6 protein-coding genes are annotated in these 18,727 nt (G+C 62.2%); 2 read left to right on the forward strand and 4 right to left on the reverse strand.

The annotated features are described in order from the left end of the window. Window positions 1-31: 31 nt before the first annotated feature. Window positions 32-13,027 carry a non-ribosomal peptide synthetase gene (locus tag BI292_RS03445; protein WP_101206998.1) on the reverse strand — a complete coding sequence of 4,332 codons (12,996 nt, stop codon included), beginning with the start codon at window positions 13,025-13,027 and terminating at the stop codon, window positions 32-34. A 370-nt stretch (window positions 13,028-13,397) separates the two neighbouring features. Here BI292_RS03445 and BI292_RS03450 point away from each other — a divergent pair, with 370 nt between their 5' ends. Next, window positions 13,398-13,946 carry an RNA polymerase factor sigma-70 gene (locus BI292_RS03450; protein WP_056856344.1) on the forward strand — a complete coding sequence of 183 codons (549 nt, stop codon included), beginning with the start codon at window positions 13,398-13,400 and terminating at the stop codon, window positions 13,944-13,946. 133 nt (window positions 13,947-14,079) lie between these two features. Here the strand turns inward: BI292_RS03450 and BI292_RS03455 are convergent, their stop codons facing one another. The 3 genes from BI292_RS03455 to BI292_RS03465 all read right to left on the reverse strand — a co-directional run bounded on the left by BI292_RS03455 (window position 14,080) and on the right by BI292_RS03465 (window position 16,729). Beyond that, a complete protein-coding gene (locus BI292_RS03455; RefSeq protein WP_101206999.1) occupies window positions 14,080-15,093 on the reverse strand; it encodes a GNAT family N-acetyltransferase in 1,014 nt (337 codons plus the stop codon). Window positions 15,094-15,192: 99 nt separating this feature from the next. Then, entirely contained in the window at window positions 15,193-15,987 is a 795-nt protein-coding gene (locus BI292_RS03460; RefSeq protein WP_178076524.1) for an ABC transporter substrate-binding protein, read from the reverse strand. Window positions 15,988-16,102: 115 nt separating this feature from the next. After that, complete coding sequence (locus BI292_RS03465) at window positions 16,103-16,729, reverse strand: TetR/AcrR family transcriptional regulator (protein WP_092279634.1); 627 nt, start codon at window positions 16,727-16,729, stop codon at window positions 16,103-16,105. A gap of 202 nt (window positions 16,730-16,931) precedes the next feature. On the opposite strand from BI292_RS03465, the gene BI292_RS03470 reads away from it, so the two are divergent. Further along, entirely contained in the window at window positions 16,932-18,722 is a 1,791-nt protein-coding gene (locus tag BI292_RS03470) for an acyclic terpene utilization AtuA family protein (RefSeq protein WP_178076525.1), read from the forward strand. The last annotated feature ends 5 nt before the right edge of the window (window positions 18,723-18,727 follow it).

The raw sequence follows: 18,727 nt of genomic DNA on the forward strand, positions 1-18,727 counted from the left end.
CCGCGAAGAGGCCCTGACAGACGCTAAAGAATCAAAGCCCTTCCAACTCCGCCATCAGATCATTCAACCGATCAACTTTCTCTTCGGTGATATCACTCGCCGCCAAGCCTTCGATGTACTCAGCCAGTTCCGCCACCGAACTGCACTCGAACATCGCCCGCAGCGGCACATTGCGTTGCAGGGCTTTTTGCACGCGCGAGGCGATTTGCGTCGCCAGCAGCGAATGGCCGCCGAGTTCGAAGAAATTGTCGCGCACACCGACCTGATCGACCTTGAGCACTTCGGCCCAGATATCCGCCAGGGTCTGCTCCAGCTCATTGCGCGGCGCCAGATAATCCTGACTCTGCAACTGGCCGATCTCCAGCGCCGGCAAGGCTTTGCGATCGAGTTTGCCGTTGGCGTTCAGCGGCAATGTGTCGAGCCACAACCAATGCAGCGGCACCATGTATTCCGGCAGTTCGGCGCGCAGGCGTTGCTTGATGCGTTCCAGGCGTTCGCCCGGATTGAGCGCCGAATCCGCCGCCCCCGTGCTTGCCACCAGAAACCCGACCAAGTGCTTGCCGTTCACGCCTTCCTGCACCCCGACCGCCGCATCGCGCACTTCCGGTTGCTCGTGCAGACGCGCTTCGATTTCGCCCAACTCGATGCGATAACCGCGAATCTTCACTTGATGGTCGATACGCCCGACGTATTCCAGCACGCCGTCATTGCGCCGGCGGGCCAGGTCGCCAGTGCGATACAAGCGATCACCCGGCGCACCGAACGGGTTCGGCACAAACACCTGCGCGGTGCGCAGCGGATCACTGACATAGCCGCGCCCAACCCCGGTGCCGGCGACACACAACTCGCCCACCGCACCCAACGGCACCAGTTCCAGCGCGCCATCGAGCAGGTACAAGCAGTTGTTGTCAGTCGGCGTACCAATCGGCAAATAACTGCCGCGCGTCGATGCCATGTCAACACGGAAGAACGCCACGTCGTCCGAACATTCCGCCGGGCCATAAGCGTTCACCAGACCAATCTGCGGGTAACGCAGCAGCCATTGGTGCGCCAGTTCCGGCGGCATCGCTTCGCCGGTCGGCAGCATCCAGCGCAGGCCATCGAGGCTCATGCGCTCCTGGCCGAGCATGCCCTGAATCAGCGACGGCACGCTTTCCAGCACGGTGATGCCCTGGCTCTGTACGTGCGCCAGCAAACCTTGCGGATCATGGGCGATGGTGTTCGGCACGATGTCCACGCGCGCGCCGAACAGCGGCGCGGCGAGGAACTGCCAGACCGAAATATCGAAGCTTTGCGAAGCGGTTTGCGCAATCACGTCCGCTGCGCTCAGGTTCAGGTACGGCACCTTGCTCAACTGGTTATTGAGCATGCCGCGCTGTTCGACCATCACGCCTTTCGGCAAACCGGTCGAGCCTGAGGTGTAGATCACGTAGGCCAAATTATCCGGCGCGCTGTAGATGCCCGGGTTTTGCACCGAAGCATCGCTCGCCTGCACGTCTTCCCAGACCAGTAATTTCGGCCGTTCGGAACAGGCGAATTCATCCAGCAATGCCAGCGCCTGGTCATGGCAAGCCTGCGTGCAGACCAGCAACGGCGTGCGGCTGAGGTCGATGATCCGGCTCAGTCGCTGGCTCGGCAGGCCCGGATCCAGCGGCAGATAACCCGCGCCAGCCTTGAAGCTGCCGATGATCATGCCGAGCAGATCGAGGCTACGTTCGGCCAGCAACGCCACCGGTTGATCGAGGCCGACCCCAGCGGCGATCAACGCATGCCCGAGGCGGTTGCTGCGTTGGTTGAGCTCGACGTAACTGTGCAAGCGGTCGAGGCAACTCGCGGCGATGCGCTGCGGATGCTGCGCGACCTGCGCCTCGAACAACTCGACGTAGCTCTGCTGCAGCGGATATTCATGCGCGCTTTGATTGCAGCCGTGGATCAGGAACTGCTGTTCCTCGTCGCCCAGCAGCGGCAAGTCGGCCATGTCGCCATGGAACCCTGCGACCAGCGCCAGCAGCAGACGCTTGAACTCGCCGAGCATGCGTTCAATGGTGCTTTCGTCGAAATAACGCTGGTCATACGACAGGTGCAAACCGAGGTCGTCGCCCGGATAGCAAACCGCCGTCAGCGGGAAGTTGGTGTGCGTGCGGCCCGAATCCGAGGTGGCGTTAAGGCTTTGCGCACGGTCCAGCACCGAGACTTCAACCGGGGCGTTTTCGAACACGAAAAGACTGTCGAACAGCGGCTGGCCCTTCGGCAATTCACTGTTTTCCTGGATGGTCACCAGCGGCAGGTATTCGTACTCGCGCAGTTGCATGTTGCTGTCGAGCAAACCGCTGAGCCACTGGCGAACGCTGCAACGCTGATCGTCTTCGGGCATTTTGACCCGCAGCGCGATGCTGTTGATGAACAGCCCGACGGTGCGTTGCATCTCCGGCATTTCCACCGGACGCCCGGCCACCGTGACGCCGAACAGCACGTCGCGATCACCGCTCAAACGGCGCAAAACCAGCGCCCACGCCGCTTGGGCGAAGGTGTTGATGGTCAGTTGATGGGCCTGCGCCAGTTCACGCAACTGCGCACCATCGCGGGCATCCAGTCGGGTGTAGCAGTCGCCAACAATCATGCCGCCGCTGTCACCCGCGTGTTCTCGCAGGAACGGTCGGTCGCTGGGGATCGGCGTGGTGCGTTCGAAGCCTTGCAGGTTGCTTTTCCACCACTGCCGCGCCTCGCTGAGACTTTGGCGTTGCAGCCAGCCAATGTAGTCGCGATAGCGCGGCGGCACGGCCAATTGCGCGTCGCGGCCCTCGCCCAGCGCCATGTAGATTTCGAAGAAATCGTTCATCAGCAGCGAACGGCACCAGGCATCGATAAGGATGTGGTGGTTGCTCATCATGAACCAGTAACGCGCTGCGCCGACCTTGATCAGGCGCAAGTGGAACGGTGCCTGATTGAGCAAATCGAAGCCGGTTTCGCGCTCGTTTTTCAGCAGCGCTTGCAGCTGCGGTTCTTGCTCGGCCTCGGCCACTGCGGTCCAGTCGAGGTACTCGATCGGCGTGCTGCCCGGTGTGTGAATCACTTGCAGCATGTCTTCGCCGACGTTCCAGCAGAACGACGCGCGCAACGCTTCGTGACGCGCAATCACCGCTTGCCAGGCCTCGGCAAAACGCTGCGGATCGAGCTCGCTGTTGATGCGATAGCGATCCTGCATGTAATACAGGCCGGTGCCCGGTTCCAGCAGCGTGTGCAGCAACATGCCTTCCTGCATCGGCGTCAGCGGGTAGACGTCCTCAATCAGCGCCGCAGGAATCGGCAGTGCATCGAGTTGCGCCTGGGTCAGCCGGGCCAACGGGAAGTCCGACGGCGTCAGGCCACCGGCATCGCTGTGCAAGCAATGTTCGATCAGGCTGTGCAGCTCGGCGACGTATGCGCTCGCCAGCTCATTAATGGTTTGCGGGTCGTGACGCTCAGCGCTGAAGGTCCAGCGCAGCAGCAGTTCACCGCCATACACCTGACTGTCGACACTCAGCTCGTTCGGCAGCGGCGCGTGCGCATCGTGGGCCGCGCCGACTGCTTCATCGAGCGGGCGGAACAACGCGTCGGCGCCGAAGCTCTGGTCGAACTGGCCGAGGTAATTGAAGGTGATCGGCGCCACCGGCAACGCGCTCATGGTCTGCCGGCACAGGTCGTCGGCGAGGTAACGCAACACGCCATAACCGAGGCCTTTGTGCGGCACGCTGCGCAGTTGTTCCTTGATCGCTTTGATCGACGCGCCCTGCCCGTCCGCCGGGGTCAACCGCAGTGGATAAGCGCTGGTGAACCAACCGACGGTGCGGGTCAGGTCGATCTCGTCGAACAGGGTTTCGCGGCCATGACCTTCGAGTTGAATCAGCGCCGATTGCTCGCCACTCCAACGGCACATCACCCGGGCCAACGCGGTCAGCAGCAAGTCGTTGACCTGCGTGCGGTAAGCGCTCGGCGCCTGTTGCAGCAACTGCCGGGTGCGCTCGGCATCGAGGCGCACGCTGACGGTTTGCGCATGGCGATGCTGCTGGCCGCCCTGCGGGTCATCACACGGCAAGTGGCTGACCGGCCCGGCCAGTTGCGCCTGCCACCAATCGAGTTCTTCGCGCAGCGATTCGCTGCCGGCATAGGCCTGCAAACGCGCGGTCCAGTCTTTGAAAGCACTGGTTTTCGCCGGTAGTTTCAGCGCTTGCCCGTTATCGAGTTGACGGTAAACCGTCTGCAGATCGTCGAGCAAAACCCGCCACGAAACCCCATCGACCACCAAGTGGTGAATCGCGATAAACAAGCGTTGCTGCCCTTCAGGACCATCGACCAGCAACGCGCGCAACAGAGGCCCTTGTTGCAGATCGAGGCTGCGTTGCGCGTCGGCGTACAGCGCCGCGCACTTGTCCATGGACGAAACGCGCACTTGCCAGAGGATCGGGCTGTCGTTGATCGCCTGGTGCTCGGCATGCCACTGACCATCGGCCGCGGTGAAACGCAGGCGCAAGGCGTCATGCTGCTCGATCACCGCCAGCAGCGCTTGCTCGAGGCGAGGCGCGTCCAGCGCGCTGGTCGGTTGCAGCAGCAACGCCTGGTTCCAGTGTTGGCGCTGGGGAATATCGGTGTCGAAGAACCAGTGCTGGATCGGCGTCAGACGCGCTTCGCCGGTGAGCAAACCCTGCTCGGCGCTGATCTGCTCGGTGCGCGTCGCGACGGCGGCAAGCGTCTGCACCGTTTGATGCTGGAACAAGTCGCGCGGGCTGAAGTGAATGCCTTGCTGACGCGCACGGCTGACCACTTGAATCGACAGGATCGAGTCGCCGCCGAGTTCGAAGAAGTTGTCGTTGAGCCCGACCTGCGCGACGTTCAGCACTTCGCACCAGATCCCGGCGAGCGTCAGTTCCAGTTCATTGCTCGGCGCCACGTAATGCTGACGATTGAGCTGCGGGTCCGGCGCTGGCAATGCGCGGCGGTCGAGCTTGCCGTTGGCGGTCAGCGGCATGCTCGCCAGCAGGATCAGGTGCGTCGGCACCATGTAATCCGGCAGCTGTGACTTGAGGTGCGCCTTCAACGCTTCACGCAAGATGGCTTGTTGCGCTTCATCCTGTTCGGTGACGTCCGTCACCAGATAACCGACCAACTGCTTGCCGCTCGGCGCGTCCAGCGCCAGCACCACCGCTTCGCGAATCGAGGCATGTTCGAGCAAACGCGTTTCGATCTCGCCGAGTTCGATGCGGAACCCACGGATCTTCACTTGATGGTCAATCCGCCCGAGGTATTCCACCAATCCGTCAGCGCGCTGGCGCACCAGGTCGCCGGTGCGGTAGATACGCCCGCCATTGGCCGAGAACGGGTCGGCGACAAAGCGCTCGGCGGTCATCCCGGCGCGCTGGTGATAACCCTGCGCGAGGCCTGCGCCGCCGACGTACAACTCGCCGGTCGCGCCTTGCGGCACCAGCGCCAGATCGGCGTCGAGAATGTACGCGACACGCGCGCCGATCACGCTGCCGATCGGCACGCTGCCGAGACCTTCCTCCAGCACTTGCGGGGCCAGACTGGCGAGCGGCATGACCACGGTTTCGGTCGGGCCGTACGCGTTGAAAAACACGCTCGGCTGAAACGCTGCGCGAATCCGCGCCAAGTGTTCGCCGGTCAACGCTTCGCCGCCGGTGATGCACATGCGCACCGGCAGGGTTTCGCCCTGAGTCGCCAGCCACTGCGCCAATTGGCTGCCGTAGCTTGGGGTGAAGCCGAGGACATTGATCTGGTGCTGACGAATCAACCCGCAGATTTCCTCCGCGTCCCACTGCCCTTGAGCGCGCAACACCACCTGCGCGCCGCTCAACAACGGCACCAGCAGACGCTCGGTGGCGGCGTCGAAGTTGATCGAATAGAAGTGCAATTCGCAATCGTCCGGGCGCATGCCGAAACGCTCAATCACCGCTTGGCAGTGCATGGCGATTTCACCGTGCGAGACCACCACGCCTTTCGGTTTGCCGGTCGAACCCGAGGTGTAAATCAGGTACGCCTGATGTTGCGGCAGGCTGATAAACGGCAACTCGCTGGCCGGGTAATGGGCCAGTGCGGCGGCGTCTTCTTCGAGGCAGCAACGGGCCACGGTCGCCGGCAATTCACCGAGCGCGTTGAACATCGCCTGGTCGCTGAGCAGCAAACCGATGCCGCTGTCTTCGATCATGTAATGCAGGCGGTCGAGCGGGTATTCCGGGTCGAGCGGCACATAAGCGCCGCCAGCCTTGAGAATCGCCAGCAGGCCGATGACCATTTCCAGCGAGCGCTCCAGCGCGAGGCCGACGCGCACTTGCGGGCCGACACCACGCTCGCGGAGCATCCAGGCCAGGCGATTGGCGCGGCTGTCGAGTTCGGCGTAGCTCAGGGTTTCGCCGGCGAAGGTCAGTGCCGGTGCGTCTTTGCGCGCCAGGGCCTGCTCGCTGAACAGGTGATGAATGCACTGGTCGAGGCGATGTTGGCCCGGCTCGATGCCGAGGCTGTCGAGCAGGTTTTGCTGTTCGGCGGATTCGAGCAACGGCAGCTCGCTGAGTCGCTGCTGCGGATCGGCCAGCAACGCTTCGAGCAGATTGCGCCAATGCCCGGCCATGCGCGCAATGCGCGGCTCATCGAACAAATCAGTGCTGTAAGTCAGGCAGCAACCGAGCCGATGATCGAGGTCGGTGACTTCCAGGTTGAGGTCGAATTTGGTCGCCCGCGCATCGTTGGCCAGGTACTCGACGGTCATGCCGGCGAGCGTGCGGCTCTGCTGGAATTCCCAGCGCTGCACGTTGCACATCACCTGGAACAACGGGTTGTACGCGGCACTGCGCGGCGGCTGCAACGCTTCGACCAGATGATCGAACGGCAAGTCCTGATGCGACTGGCCTTCGATCACGGTGTGGCGCACCTGCTCGAACAATTCGCCGACCGACATCTGCCCGTCGAGTTGGCAACGCAGCACTTGCGTATTAAGGAACGCGCCGATCAGCCCTTCGCTTTCCGGGCGAATGCGGTTGGCCACCGGCGCGCCGATGCGCAAATCGCTCTGGCCGCTGTAGCGGTAAAGCAGCACGGCGAGCGCAGCGGTCATGGTCATGAACAAGGTCAGACCGTTTTGCGCATTGAACGCCCGAACCCGCGCCGCAAGGTCGTCGCTCAGGTCAAAACGGTAGAGTTCGCCCTGGTGACTTTGTACCGGAGGACGCGGACGGTCGGCGGGCAATTCCAGCAGCGGATGTTCGCGGCCCAGTTGCGTGGTCCAGTAATCGAGCTGACGTTGGCGCTCGCCGGATTCCAGCCACTGACGCTGCCACACGCTGTAATCGAGGTATTGCACCGGCAACGGCTGCAACGGCGATTCGCGGTCATCGACGAACGCTTCGTAAAGCGCGCTGAGTTCGCGGGCGAAAATATCCATCGCCCAGCCTTCGGTGACGATGTGGTGCAAGGTCAGCACCAGGTAATGTTCCTGCTCGGCGGTCTTGACCAGGCAGGCGCGCAGCAGCGGACCGGTTTCCAGGTCGAACGGCTTGTGCGCCTCAGCGTCGGCCAGTTGCTGGACCTGCGATTCGCGGCCATCGGCATCGAATGCGGTGAAGTCCTTCCAGTCCATGCGCAGACCGGTGTCGGCGTGCACCTGTTGCCGCGCCACGCCGTCGACGCTGGGGAACGTGGTGCGCAGGGTTTCGTGGCGAATGATCAGCGCTTGCAACGCCGCTTCAAAACGCCCGACATCCAGCACGCCGCGCAACCGCGCCATGCCGCCGACGTTATAAGCCGGGCTGTCCGGCTCCATTTGCCAGAGGAACCACATGCGTTGCTGCGAATACGACAGCGGCACCGCGTGGCTGCGATCGACCTTGTCGATCGGTGGCTGGCGGTTGGTGTTGCCGCTGACCTGAATCAGCCGCACTTGCTCGGCAAACGCGGCGAGCTCGCTGTTTTCGAACAAGGCGCGCAACGGCAATTCGACGTCGCAGGCCTGGCGTGTGCGGGAGATGATTTGTGTCGCCAGCAGTGAATGTCCGCCGAGGGCAAAGAAGTCGTCGCGCAGGCCGATTTGCTGCAGGCCCAGCACTTCGCGCCAGATAGCGGCGATTTGCTGTTCGAGCTCGCTCACCGGTTCGACATGTTCGCGCACCTGCCATTGCGGCTCGGGCAAGGCGCGGCGGTCGAGTTTGCCGCTCGGGCTCAGGGGCATTTCATCGAGGCGCATCAGTTGCGCCGGAACCATGTATTCCGGCAACTCGGCGGCCAGTGCGGCTGTCAGGCGTACGGATTGCTGGTCTGCGGATTCGTCGCTGGCAGTGGTTGTGTAGTAACCGATCAACTGGCCGCCGGCGGCGGTTTCGCGCACCAGCACCACGGCTTGCGCCACACCTGATTGCGCGAGCAGCCGCGCTTCGATCTCTTGCGGCTCAACGCGGAAACCACGCAATTTGACCTGCTGATCGAGGCGCCCGAGGTATTCGATCACGCCGTCAGCGCTCCAGCGCGCGCGGTCGCCAGTGCGGTACAAACGCGCGCCCTGCTCGCTCAGTGGGTCGACAACAAAACGTTCGGCGGTCAGCGCCGGACGCCGCAGATAACCGCGCGCCAGACCAATACCGCTGATGCACAATTCGCCCGGCACCCCGGCCGGCACCGGGTTTAGCTCGCTGTCGAGCACCCGGCAAATCACGTTGCCCAGCGGCCGGCCAATCGGCGAGCGCTCGCCATCGGCGCTGGTGCAATGCCAATGCGTGACGTTGATCGCGGTTTCGGTCGGGCCATAACGGTTGTGCAATTGCACCGCCGGCAATTGCTCGAGCACGCGGTTACGCAGCTCCGCCGGCAACGCTTCGCCACCGGAGAAAACCCGGCGCAGGCTGGTGCATTCGGCGGTCAGCGGTTCTTCGATAAACAACGCCAACAGCGGCGGCACGAAGTGCAGCGTTGTCACGCTGTAGTGCTGGACAAGCTGCGCGATGCGATGCGGATCGCGGTGTTCGCCGGGGCCGGCAATCAACAAACGCGCGCCGGTGATCAAGGGCCAGCAGCATTCCCACACCGACACGTCGAAACTGAGCGGCGCTTTTTGCATCAGCACATCGGTTTCGTCGAGGCGATAGGTGCTCTGCATCCACTGCAAACGTTCAGCGAGGGCGGCGTGGGTGTTGCCGACGCCTTTTGGCTGGCCGGTCGAACCGGAGGTGTAAATCACGTAGGCGAGGTTGTCGCCGTGCAAGTGCAGGCCCGGGGCGTGGCTCGGCCAGTTTTCCAGGTGCAGCGCGTCCATGGCGATGACGCTGACACCGTCGGTGGCCGGCAAGCGTTCGAGCAAGGCAGTTTGGGTCAGAAGCAATTCGACGCCGCTGTCGCTGAGCATGTAAGCGAGGCGCTCGGCCGGGTAATCCGGGTCCAGCGGCACATAGGCGCCGCCAGCCTTGATGATTGCCAGCAGGCCGATCAACAGTTGCGGCGAACGCCCGGCGGCGATGGCCACGCACACGTCCGGGCCGACGCCTTTGTCGCGCAGGTAATGCGCCAGGCGATTGGCCTGGGCGTGCAGTTCGGCGAAGTCGATTTGACCGCCGTCCCAGATCAACGCGGTGCGCTGCGGGGTCAGCAGCACTTGCTCATTGAGCCGTTGCGGCAACCATTGGCTGGCAGGCGTGCACGGCGCCGCGCTGTATTTTTGCTGTTGCTCGGTCTCGCTCGGATTGAGCAATTGCAGATCGCCGACAGCGCGTTGCGGCTGCTCGCAGACATTACGCAGCAAGTTGCTGAAATGCTCGGCCAGGCGCTCGATGGTCGCCGCGTCGAACAGCTCGTCGGCGTAGTCGAAGGACAGGCTCAACCGCCCGTTGCGGTCTTCTTCACTGTGCAATTGCAGGTCGAACTTGGCTTCGCGGCTGTGCCACGGCAGCTCTTCGGCGAGCAGCCCCGGCAAGCGGCGCAAGGCACTCAAGTCGCGTTGCTGGTGGTTGAACATGACCTGGAACAAACCGGATTCGCGCGCCTGCGGAAACGCTTCCAGCAGTTGCTCGAACGGCACGTCCTGATGAGCTTGCGCGCCCAATGTCGCTTGCCGGGTTTGCGCCAGCAGCTCAAGGAACGGCAGCCGCGAATCGACCTCGGCGCGCAGCACTTGGGTGTTGATGAAGAAGCCGATCAGGCCTTGGGTTTCCAGGCGCGGCCGGTTGGCATTCGGCACGCCGATGCGGATATCGCGCTGGCCGCTGTAGCGATGCAACAGGCTCTGAAATGCGCTCAACAACAGCATGAACGGCGTCGCTTGATGCGCGAGCGCAGTCTGGCGAATCGCTTCGCTGAGGCTCGCGCCCAAACGCACGGTGTGGCGTGCGGCGCTGTGCCGCTGTTGCGCCGAGCGCGGGTGATCGGTGGCCAGGCCCAGCAGCGGATGCTCATCGCCCAACTGGTCTTTCCAATAGGCGAGTTGGCGCTCGCCCTCACCTTGCGCCAGCCATTGACGCTGCCAACTGCCGTAGTCGGCGTACTGGGTTGGCAGCGCCGCAAGGTTGGCGGTTTGCCCCTGCGAAGCGGCGGCGTACAGGCGCGAGAACTCGTCGATCAAGACGTTCAGCGACCAACCGTCAGCAATGATGTGGTGCAGCGTCACCAGCAGTTGATGGTCCTCGTCGTCGAGGCGCACCAGTGTCACCCAAAGCAATGGGCCTTTTTGCAGATCAAACTGAGTGCGCGCCTCGTCTTCACGGATTTGTTGCGCGCGCACTTCGCGCTTATCGGCCGGCAAGTCGCTGATGTCGATCAGTTGCAGATTGAATTCAGCGGCGTCATCCACCTGTTGCAACGCCACGCCGTCGCGCTCGAAGAAGCGTGTGCGCAGCGATTCGTGACGCTCGATCAACTGCTGGAAACTGCTGCGCAACGCGTCTTCATCGAGTTCGCCGCGCAGACGCAACGCCCCGGGAATGTTGTAGGCGCTGCTGTGCGGGTCGAGTTGCCAGGTGATCCACAAACGGTTTTGCGCCAGCGATTGCGGCAGCGCTGCGCTGCGCGACAACACGCTGATCGCACCTTGGGCCTGGCCGCCGTCCTCCTGCAATTGCGCGACCGCAACGGCAAACTCGCCGAGGCTCGGCGCTTCGAATAACAGGCGCAGGTTCAGTTCCAGGCCCAACGTTTCACGCAAGCGCGCGACCACTTGCGTGGCAGCGATGGAGTTGCCGCCGAGGAGGAAAAAGTGATCGTCGGCGTTGACCTGTTTGACCCCGAGCTGTTCGCACCAGAGGTTGCCGATCAGCGTTTGCAGCTCGGATGCGGATTGCGTCGTCGCCGCGCTTTCGGCGGTTGCCGACGGAAACAACGCGTAGCTGTCGAGGCTGCCGTCCGCCAGGCGATTACGGCACGCCGAGCGTTGCAGTTTGCCGCTGGACGTCTTCGGCAGTGCGCCGGGATTAAGCAACACCACCACGCTCGGCGCTTGCTGATACGCCTCGGCCACGGCTTGGCGAATGGCTTTGATCAGCGCTTCGGGCGGCAGAATTTTCTGCACGCTGCGGCTGATTTCTGCGGCGATGCCGATGCCTTCTTCGCCATCGACATTGATCGCGAATGCGGCGACGCGCCCCTTGCGCACCACTTCGACTTCGCGCTCGACGGTCTGCTCGATGTCCTGCGGATAGAGGTTGTGGCCGCGCACGATGAGCATGTCTTTCAGGCGCCCGGTGACGAACAATTCACCGTCGCGCATGAACCCCAGATCGCCAGTGCGCAGCCAGGTGCGGCCCGCGTGTTCGACGAACGTTTTGCTGCTGGCCTCGGGGTTGCGCCAATAACCGTGGGCGATGCTCGGCCCGGCGGCCCAGACTTCGCCGACGGCGTTGTCGGCCAGTTCGGTTAACGCCAGCGGGTCGACAATCAGCACCGCGTGATCCGGCTGGCTGATGCCGCAACTCATGATCGCCGCGCCCGCGCCTGCTTCGGCGCGGTTCTGCGCCATGGCTTGATCGTCGACTCGCAAATTGCCGATGCCGTGGCCGCGCGCGGTGCCGGCGACAAACAGTGTGGCCTCGGCCAAACCGTAGGACGCCATGAAGCTGTTTTCGGTGAAACCGCACGCGGCGAATTTCTCGGCGAAGCGTTCCAGCGTGTCGAGGCGAATCGGCTCGGAGCCGGAATAGGCCACGCGCCAGCCGCTGAGATCGAGGCGCTCCAGCGCCGATTCACTGACCCGCTCGCTGCACAAACGATAGGCGAAATCCGGGCCACCGCTGATGGTGCCACGGTACTCGCTGATCGCTTCCAGCCAGCGCAACGGCCGACCGAGGAAATACGCCGGCGACATCAACACGCACGGCACGCCACTGAAAATCGGCTGCAGCAGACCGCCGATCAAACCCATGTCGTGGTACAGCGGCAGCCAACTGACGATGACGTCGTCGGGGTTCAGATCGATGCCAAAACCATGGCGGATCAGCAGTTCGTTGGCCACCAGATTGCCGTGACTGACTTGCACACCTTTGGGCAACGCGGTCGAGCCGGAGGTGTATTGCAGGAAGGCAATGTGCTCGCCTTCAAGCTCGGGCAAAACCCAATCCTCGGCCAACGCGGCGTCGAGGGTATCAACGCACAACAGCGGCGGCGCGCCGTCGATTTGCGACAAGGCGTCTTGCAGACCGGCGCTGGTCAACAGCAGGCGCGGTTCGGCGTCGCTGATGATCGACAGCAAGCGTTCCTGGTGATGACGTTTGGCCGATTCCGGCGGATAGGCCGGCACCGCGATCACCCCGGCATACAGGCAACCGAAAAACGCCGCGACGTAATCCGCACCACTGGGAAACAGCAGCACCGCGCGATCGCCAAACGCCGCTTCGGCCTGCAATGCGCCAGCAATGGTGCGGGCGCGCTGATCGAGGTCGCGATAACTGAGGACCACCGTTTGATCCGCGGTTTCGGCGAGAAAACGCAAAGCCACTCGATCCGGCGTCAGGGCCGCGCGGCGCTGGAGGGCTTGGACCAGTGTGCTGGGGAGTTCGAAAGCGTCGGTCATGAGGTTTCCTGCCTGAATTCGGCTTGCAAGTTGGAATCGGTTTTCGCTGGTCACGCGCAAAAAATGGCGTGCAGGACGCGGTCTTCGCCGACCGCGCAAGGCTTGGGAATGCTGTTATGGCGCGGCTCGGAAGCGCTGCCATTCACCAATGAGAACGATTGATGTCTTGAAATAATTAGTCGGCGGGCTGCAAACGCAACAGGGCTGGGCGCGACAGCGTGTCGCAGTTCGCACTCTGCACTTTTGTGGAGCATTAATTCTCCTTCTCAATTGACAATCATTATCATTCAACATAATTTGTCGCTCGATGTGTAGGACGGCTCAGCTCCCCTGGTCGCCCCACAACCCTATTTGCAGCAAGGTGATTTCCATGACGGAACAAGTATCCACAAGCAGGTGCGATTCACCGCTACTTCAGGCCTTCGTCGACAACCGACTGATTCTGGTCAAAATCGCAGCACGCATTACCGGCTGCCGGTCGCGGGCTGAGGACGTGGTGCAAGACGCGTTTTTCCGGCTGCAATCAGCGCCGCAGATCACGTCTTCGTTCAAGGCGCAGCTCAGCTACCTGTTCCAGATCGTGCGCAATCTGGCGATCGATCACTACCGCAAGCAGGCGCTTGAGCAGAAATATTCGGGGCCTGAAGAAGAGGGTTTGAACGTGGTCATCCAGGGCGCTTCGCCGGAAACCTCGCACATCAATTTCTCGACCCTGGAAAACATCGCCGACGCGCTGACCGAGCTGCCGAGCCGCACGCGTTACGCGTTTGAGATGTACCGTTTGCACGGCGTGCCGCAGAAGGACATTGCCAAGGAACTCGGGGTGTCGCCGACACTGGTGAACTTCATGATTCGCGACGCGCTGGTGCATTGCCGCAAAGTCTCGGGCAGCCGCGCGGATACCTTTGCCCGTCGTTAAAAGCATCGCGGGCAAGCCTTGCTCCCACAGGTTTTGGGTCAAACCGTCATGGTGCGATTAACCCAAAACCGTGGGAGCAAGGCTTGCCCGCGATAGCGGACTCAAGACCGCAAAGGATCTTGAGCCCTGCGCCTCACGCCAACGTGCACCGATCAAAAAACCGCTCACGCCCCAACATCATCAGCGCCGCGCGTTTGTGCGGGAAGTCGAACTCTTTCTCGCAGTGAAAACACTGGTTGTGCATGTACCCGATCATCTTCGCGTTGTCGGCACGCGGCTCGGCGACCACCCGTTGCGTGCGCGGCTCGTCGAGAAACAGGTAATGCACCAGCGCCGATAACCAGCTCGCGACTTTGTGCGGGCCGCGATGCGCTTCTTCCCCCACCAGCATATGAATGCCGCGGTCGTAATCGCCGGCGTCATAAAACGGCGCGATCCGATCTTCCTTGGCCCAATAGGCTTCAAAGTAGGCAAACGGCTGATCATCAAAACAACCGATCAGGGTCAGCGTGTGCGGGTCGGCGTCGAGCTTGCTCAGGTATTCGCGATGCTTTTCGAGGCTGCCCTCCTCCTGCCAGAAACTGGCGACGCGCGGGCTGTTCTGCCAGCGGTTGAAGCGGCTCAGGTCCTTATCGACTTCCAGCGTGCGCAACGATACCCAGGCACCGAGCCGCGGATCAAAACGTCGATAGACTTCGCCACGCGGTTTAGGCGCGCGCAACGGGTGGCGCTTGCCGGCGCTGATGAGCATTTGCTGCGGATAGGTGCCGCTCAACGATTCGCCGAGCCACGGCTGCGGCAATTGCCAGAACAGCGTGCGCTCGCAGCGGTATTCGCCCGTCACTTCGGTGGCCACCAGCAAACCGCTGAACAGCGCGTCAGTCGGCACTTCATCGAGCCGCCAGGTCAAGCGCTGGCAGGCCGGATCGCGGGCGAACAGCCAATAGCAGGCCGCCCAGAACGCTTGGCTGGCAGGCAAGCCAAAACGCTCATCGACCTCGATGTGCAACGCCGGCTCGCGCGACAGACGCAGGCGAATCAGCGGTTGCCCTTCGAGGCTGAGGCTCAGGCGGGTTTCGGTTTCATCGGCTTCAAGACTGCGTCCTGACGGCAAGGCCAGGGCAGTCAGGTCATTCAGATTGGACATGGTCGGGCTCACAGTAATCGTCGACAGTTCAACGAGGTGACGTGAGCCGAGCCGGGAAATTTAAGCGAACGGAGCAGATCCGCGACCTGCGGCGGCTTTTCAGGAGTCCGGCACCGGCACCACGGCGATCCGGTACGGCTGAAAAATCTTCAGCATCTGGCCGTTGTCGCGCAAGCCCCGGAGCAATTTGCCGAACGCCTCGCCGGTGATCGGCGCAGTCGGGCGGATGATCGCGTAATGGTGATAGACCTGATCGATGCGCTGGGACACCAGCAACTGATCGGCGACTTTCTCGTTGCGCAGCAGGTAGTCGCTTAAATAGGAACGCGTGACCAGCGCCACATCGGCGCGCCCGCGCAGCACCATCAACAGGTTGCTGTCGTGGGAATAAGTCAGCGTGGCGTTGTAGTTTTGCGCGAGGGTTTTCGGGTCGGCGTTGAAATTGGCGAATTCGTAATGGTAGCCACTGAACAGCGCCAAACGTTTGCCCTTGAGGTCGGCAAAATAACTTTCGCCACGTTGCGGCTCGCGTTGCGCGACGAAAATTTCGGCGTCTTCCAGGCCCATGTCGACGGTGGTGTGCGGGATGTCTTTCCAGCCCCAATCCGGGTTCTCGAAAATCGCCATATCGACCCGCGCCTGCTTGAAATCACCGAAGCGTCGCGGAATGGAAGTCGGCACCAGCACAAACTGATAATCGCTTTGCAGCTGATTCAGCGCTTCGACCAATTGCGGCAGCAGACCGGTGTCGGCGCCGGACTCCGGACGCACGGTGTAGGGCGGAAAATGCGCGGCACCGACCCGCACCAGTTGCCCTGCGTGGGCCGGCAACGCCCACAACACCGCAAGTGCCGCCAGCAAAAGCCGCGGCACTGTCCACATTGGCGAAGACATCAAAACAAACCACTCCCCAAAAAAATAACGCATCAATTCATTCAAACTAGGCGGTTTCGCCTACTTAGCCAGTTCCAACCGCTTATTTAACCCGTTAACCGCCGAGACAGACGCTTCACTGCTTCTCTTCAAGCACCAGAATCAACGCCTCATCGGCCAGTTGATCGAGGCTCAAACCGCCGCCGGCACGAAACCAGGTAGTGGTCCAGGACAACGCGCCCGTGAGGAAACGCCGGGTGATGAACACGTCGCCGCGAATAAACCCGGCCGCTTTCGCCTCGCCGAGTACTTGCAGCCAGATCTCTTCATAAATATCGCGCAAGGCCAGCACCTGCGCCTGCCCTTCTTCGGACAACGACCGCCATTCATACACCAGCACCGCCATCGCTTCGCCGCTGCCGCCCATGATCGACTGCAATTCGCAGCGAATCAGCGCCAGCACGCGTTCGCGGACGTTGTCGGACTCGGCCAGTGCGGCCTGCATCAGCGCAGTGTTGTAGCGAATGGTTTCTTCCATCACCGCGCGGAGGATTTCGTCCTTGCTCTTGAAGTGATGAAAAATGCTCCCCGACTGAATCCCCACCGCGCCAGCCAGATCGCGCACGGTGGTGCGTTCATAACCTTTATTACGGAACAGGTGAGCCGCCACTTGCAGCAATTTGCCGCGAGCGCTGTCCGGGTCGGTCAATCGGCCGTCGTCGACCAATTCGCGCATCACCGTCAGGGCTTTTTGCTCGTCCACCCGTTCTCTCCTACAGTCGATCAATCAAATGCGCCGCTCGCCGCGAAAACAGCGGGATTGCGCGGGCAATTTAAGCTGGCGAGGACGACCAAGCAAGCGCTTGGGAAGAAGATATTTCAGACGTTTACAAACCAAGCGCTTGCTTGGTAGTCTCAAAACCGTTCTGCCGCAGCTGATGATAAAAACTGCCTGGGAGTCGACTGTGTCAAAAACAATTCGCATCGGTTGCGCCAGCGCCTTCTGGGGCGACACCTCGACCGCCGCCGCGCAACTGGTCAACGACGGGCGCCTGGACTATCTGGTGTTCGATTACCTGGCCGAAATTACCATGTCGATCATGGCCGGCGCGCGGATGAAAGACCCGGCGGCCGGTTACGCCAGCGACTTCATCGACGTGCTCACACCTTTATTGCCGCAACTCGCCGAGCAGAAAATCCGCGTGGTCAGCAATGCCGGCGGGATCAACCCGCAAGCCTGCGCCGCCGCCCTGCAAGCGGCGTGCGACAAGGCTGGCGTGGTGCTGAAGATCGCCGTGTTGCTCGGCGATGACTTGCAACCGCAGTTCAAACAGCTCGGCAGCCAAGGCATTCGCGAAATGTTCAGCGGCGCGTCGTTGCCGCCGATGTGCGTCTCGACCAACGCCTACCTCGGCGCACCGGGCATCGTCGAAGCGCTGCGTCTGGACGCGGACATCGTGATCACCGGACGAGTGGTCGACAGTGCCGTGGTCAGCGCCGCGCTGGTGCATGAATTCGGCTGGTCGTGGCACGACTACGACAAACTCGCGCAAGCGGCGCTGGCCGGGCACATCATCGAATGCGGCGCGCAGTGCACCGGCGGCAATTTCACCGATTGGCGCGAGGTGCCGGATTACGAGCACATCGGTTTCCCGATCGTCGAAGTCAGCGCCGACAGCCAGTTCATCGTCAGCAAACCCGAAGGCTCGGGCGGGCTGGTCTCACCGCTGACCGTTGGCGAGCAGATGCTCTACGAAATAGGCAACCCGCAAGCGTATCTGTTGCCGGACGTGGTCTGCGATTTCAGCCAGGTCAAACTTCAGCAACAAGGCAAAAACGCGGTGCGGGTGCAAGGCGCCACAGGTTTGCCGCCGAGCGATCAATACAAGGTCAGCGCCACCTACCTCGACGGTTTTCGCTGCACCGCCAGTTGCCTGATGGCCGGAATCGATGCCGTCGACAAGGCGCGCCGGGTCAGCGAAGCAATCATCAACAAGACCTCGGAGATTTTCCGCCAGCGCGGTTGGGCGCCGTACAGCGAAGTGAACATCGAACTGCTTGGCAGCGAGGCGACTTATGGCCCGCACGGCCAGCGCTTCGACAGCCGTGAAGTGGTGATCAAACTGGCGGTGCGCCACCCGAGCAAACAGGCGCTGATTGTGTTCTCGCGGGAAATTGCCCAGGCCGCCACCGGCATGGCGCCGGGGCTGACCGGCATTGTCGGCGGACGGCCAACGGTGTATCCGCTGATTCGGCTGTTCTCGTTCCTGATCGACAAAAGCACCTGCGCGCTGACGATTGACCTCGGCGGTCAACGCCATCCTTGCGCCCTGCCCACTCTCGATGCGCTCGACCCGGCCGATTTGCCAGTGCCGCTGGAACCCGCGAAACCGAGCGGTCGCGCCGATGCCAGTGTGGCGCTGGTGAAACTCGCGGTGGCGCGCTCCGGCGACAAAGGCAATCACAGCAACATTGGCGTGATGGCGCGCGAGCCGGAGTTTCTGCCGTGGATCGCCGAAGCGCTGACCCCGGAAGTGCTGGTCGACTGGATGCGCCATGTGCTCGACCCGATCCACGGACGGGTTGAACGCTGGTATCTGCCGGGCAGCGACAGTTTGAATTTCCTCCTGGAAAACGCCCTCGGCGGTGGTGGCGTCGCCAGTTTGCGGATTGATCCGCAAGGCAAGGCGTTCGCCCAGCAACTGCTGGAATTCCAGATTCCGGTGCCGCAAAGCATCGCCGACCAGGTCAATTAGGGGAA

Origin of the sequence: Pseudomonas sp. 43NM1 (genome assembly GCF_002836905.1) — a bacterium.
Taxonomy (GTDB): Bacteria; Pseudomonadota; Gammaproteobacteria; order Pseudomonadales; family Pseudomonadaceae; genus Aquipseudomonas; species Aquipseudomonas prosekii.

Bases quoted from the DNA above. Each gene is read 5' to 3' on its own strand.
- BI292_RS03445 (WP_101206998.1), bottom strand. From the start codon at position 13,027: ATGACCGACGCTTTCGAACTCCCCAGCACACTGGTCCAAGCCCTCCAG.
- BI292_RS03450 (WP_056856344.1), top strand. From the start codon at position 13,398: ATGACGGAACAAGTATCCACAAGCAGGTGCGATTCACCGCTACTTCAG.
- BI292_RS03455 (WP_101206999.1), bottom strand. From the start codon at position 15,093: ATGTCCAATCTGAATGACCTGACTGCCCTGGCCTTGCCGTCAGGACGC.
- BI292_RS03460 (WP_178076524.1), bottom strand. From the start codon at position 15,987: ATGTCTTCGCCAATGTGGACAGTGCCGCGGCTTTTGCTGGCGGCACTT.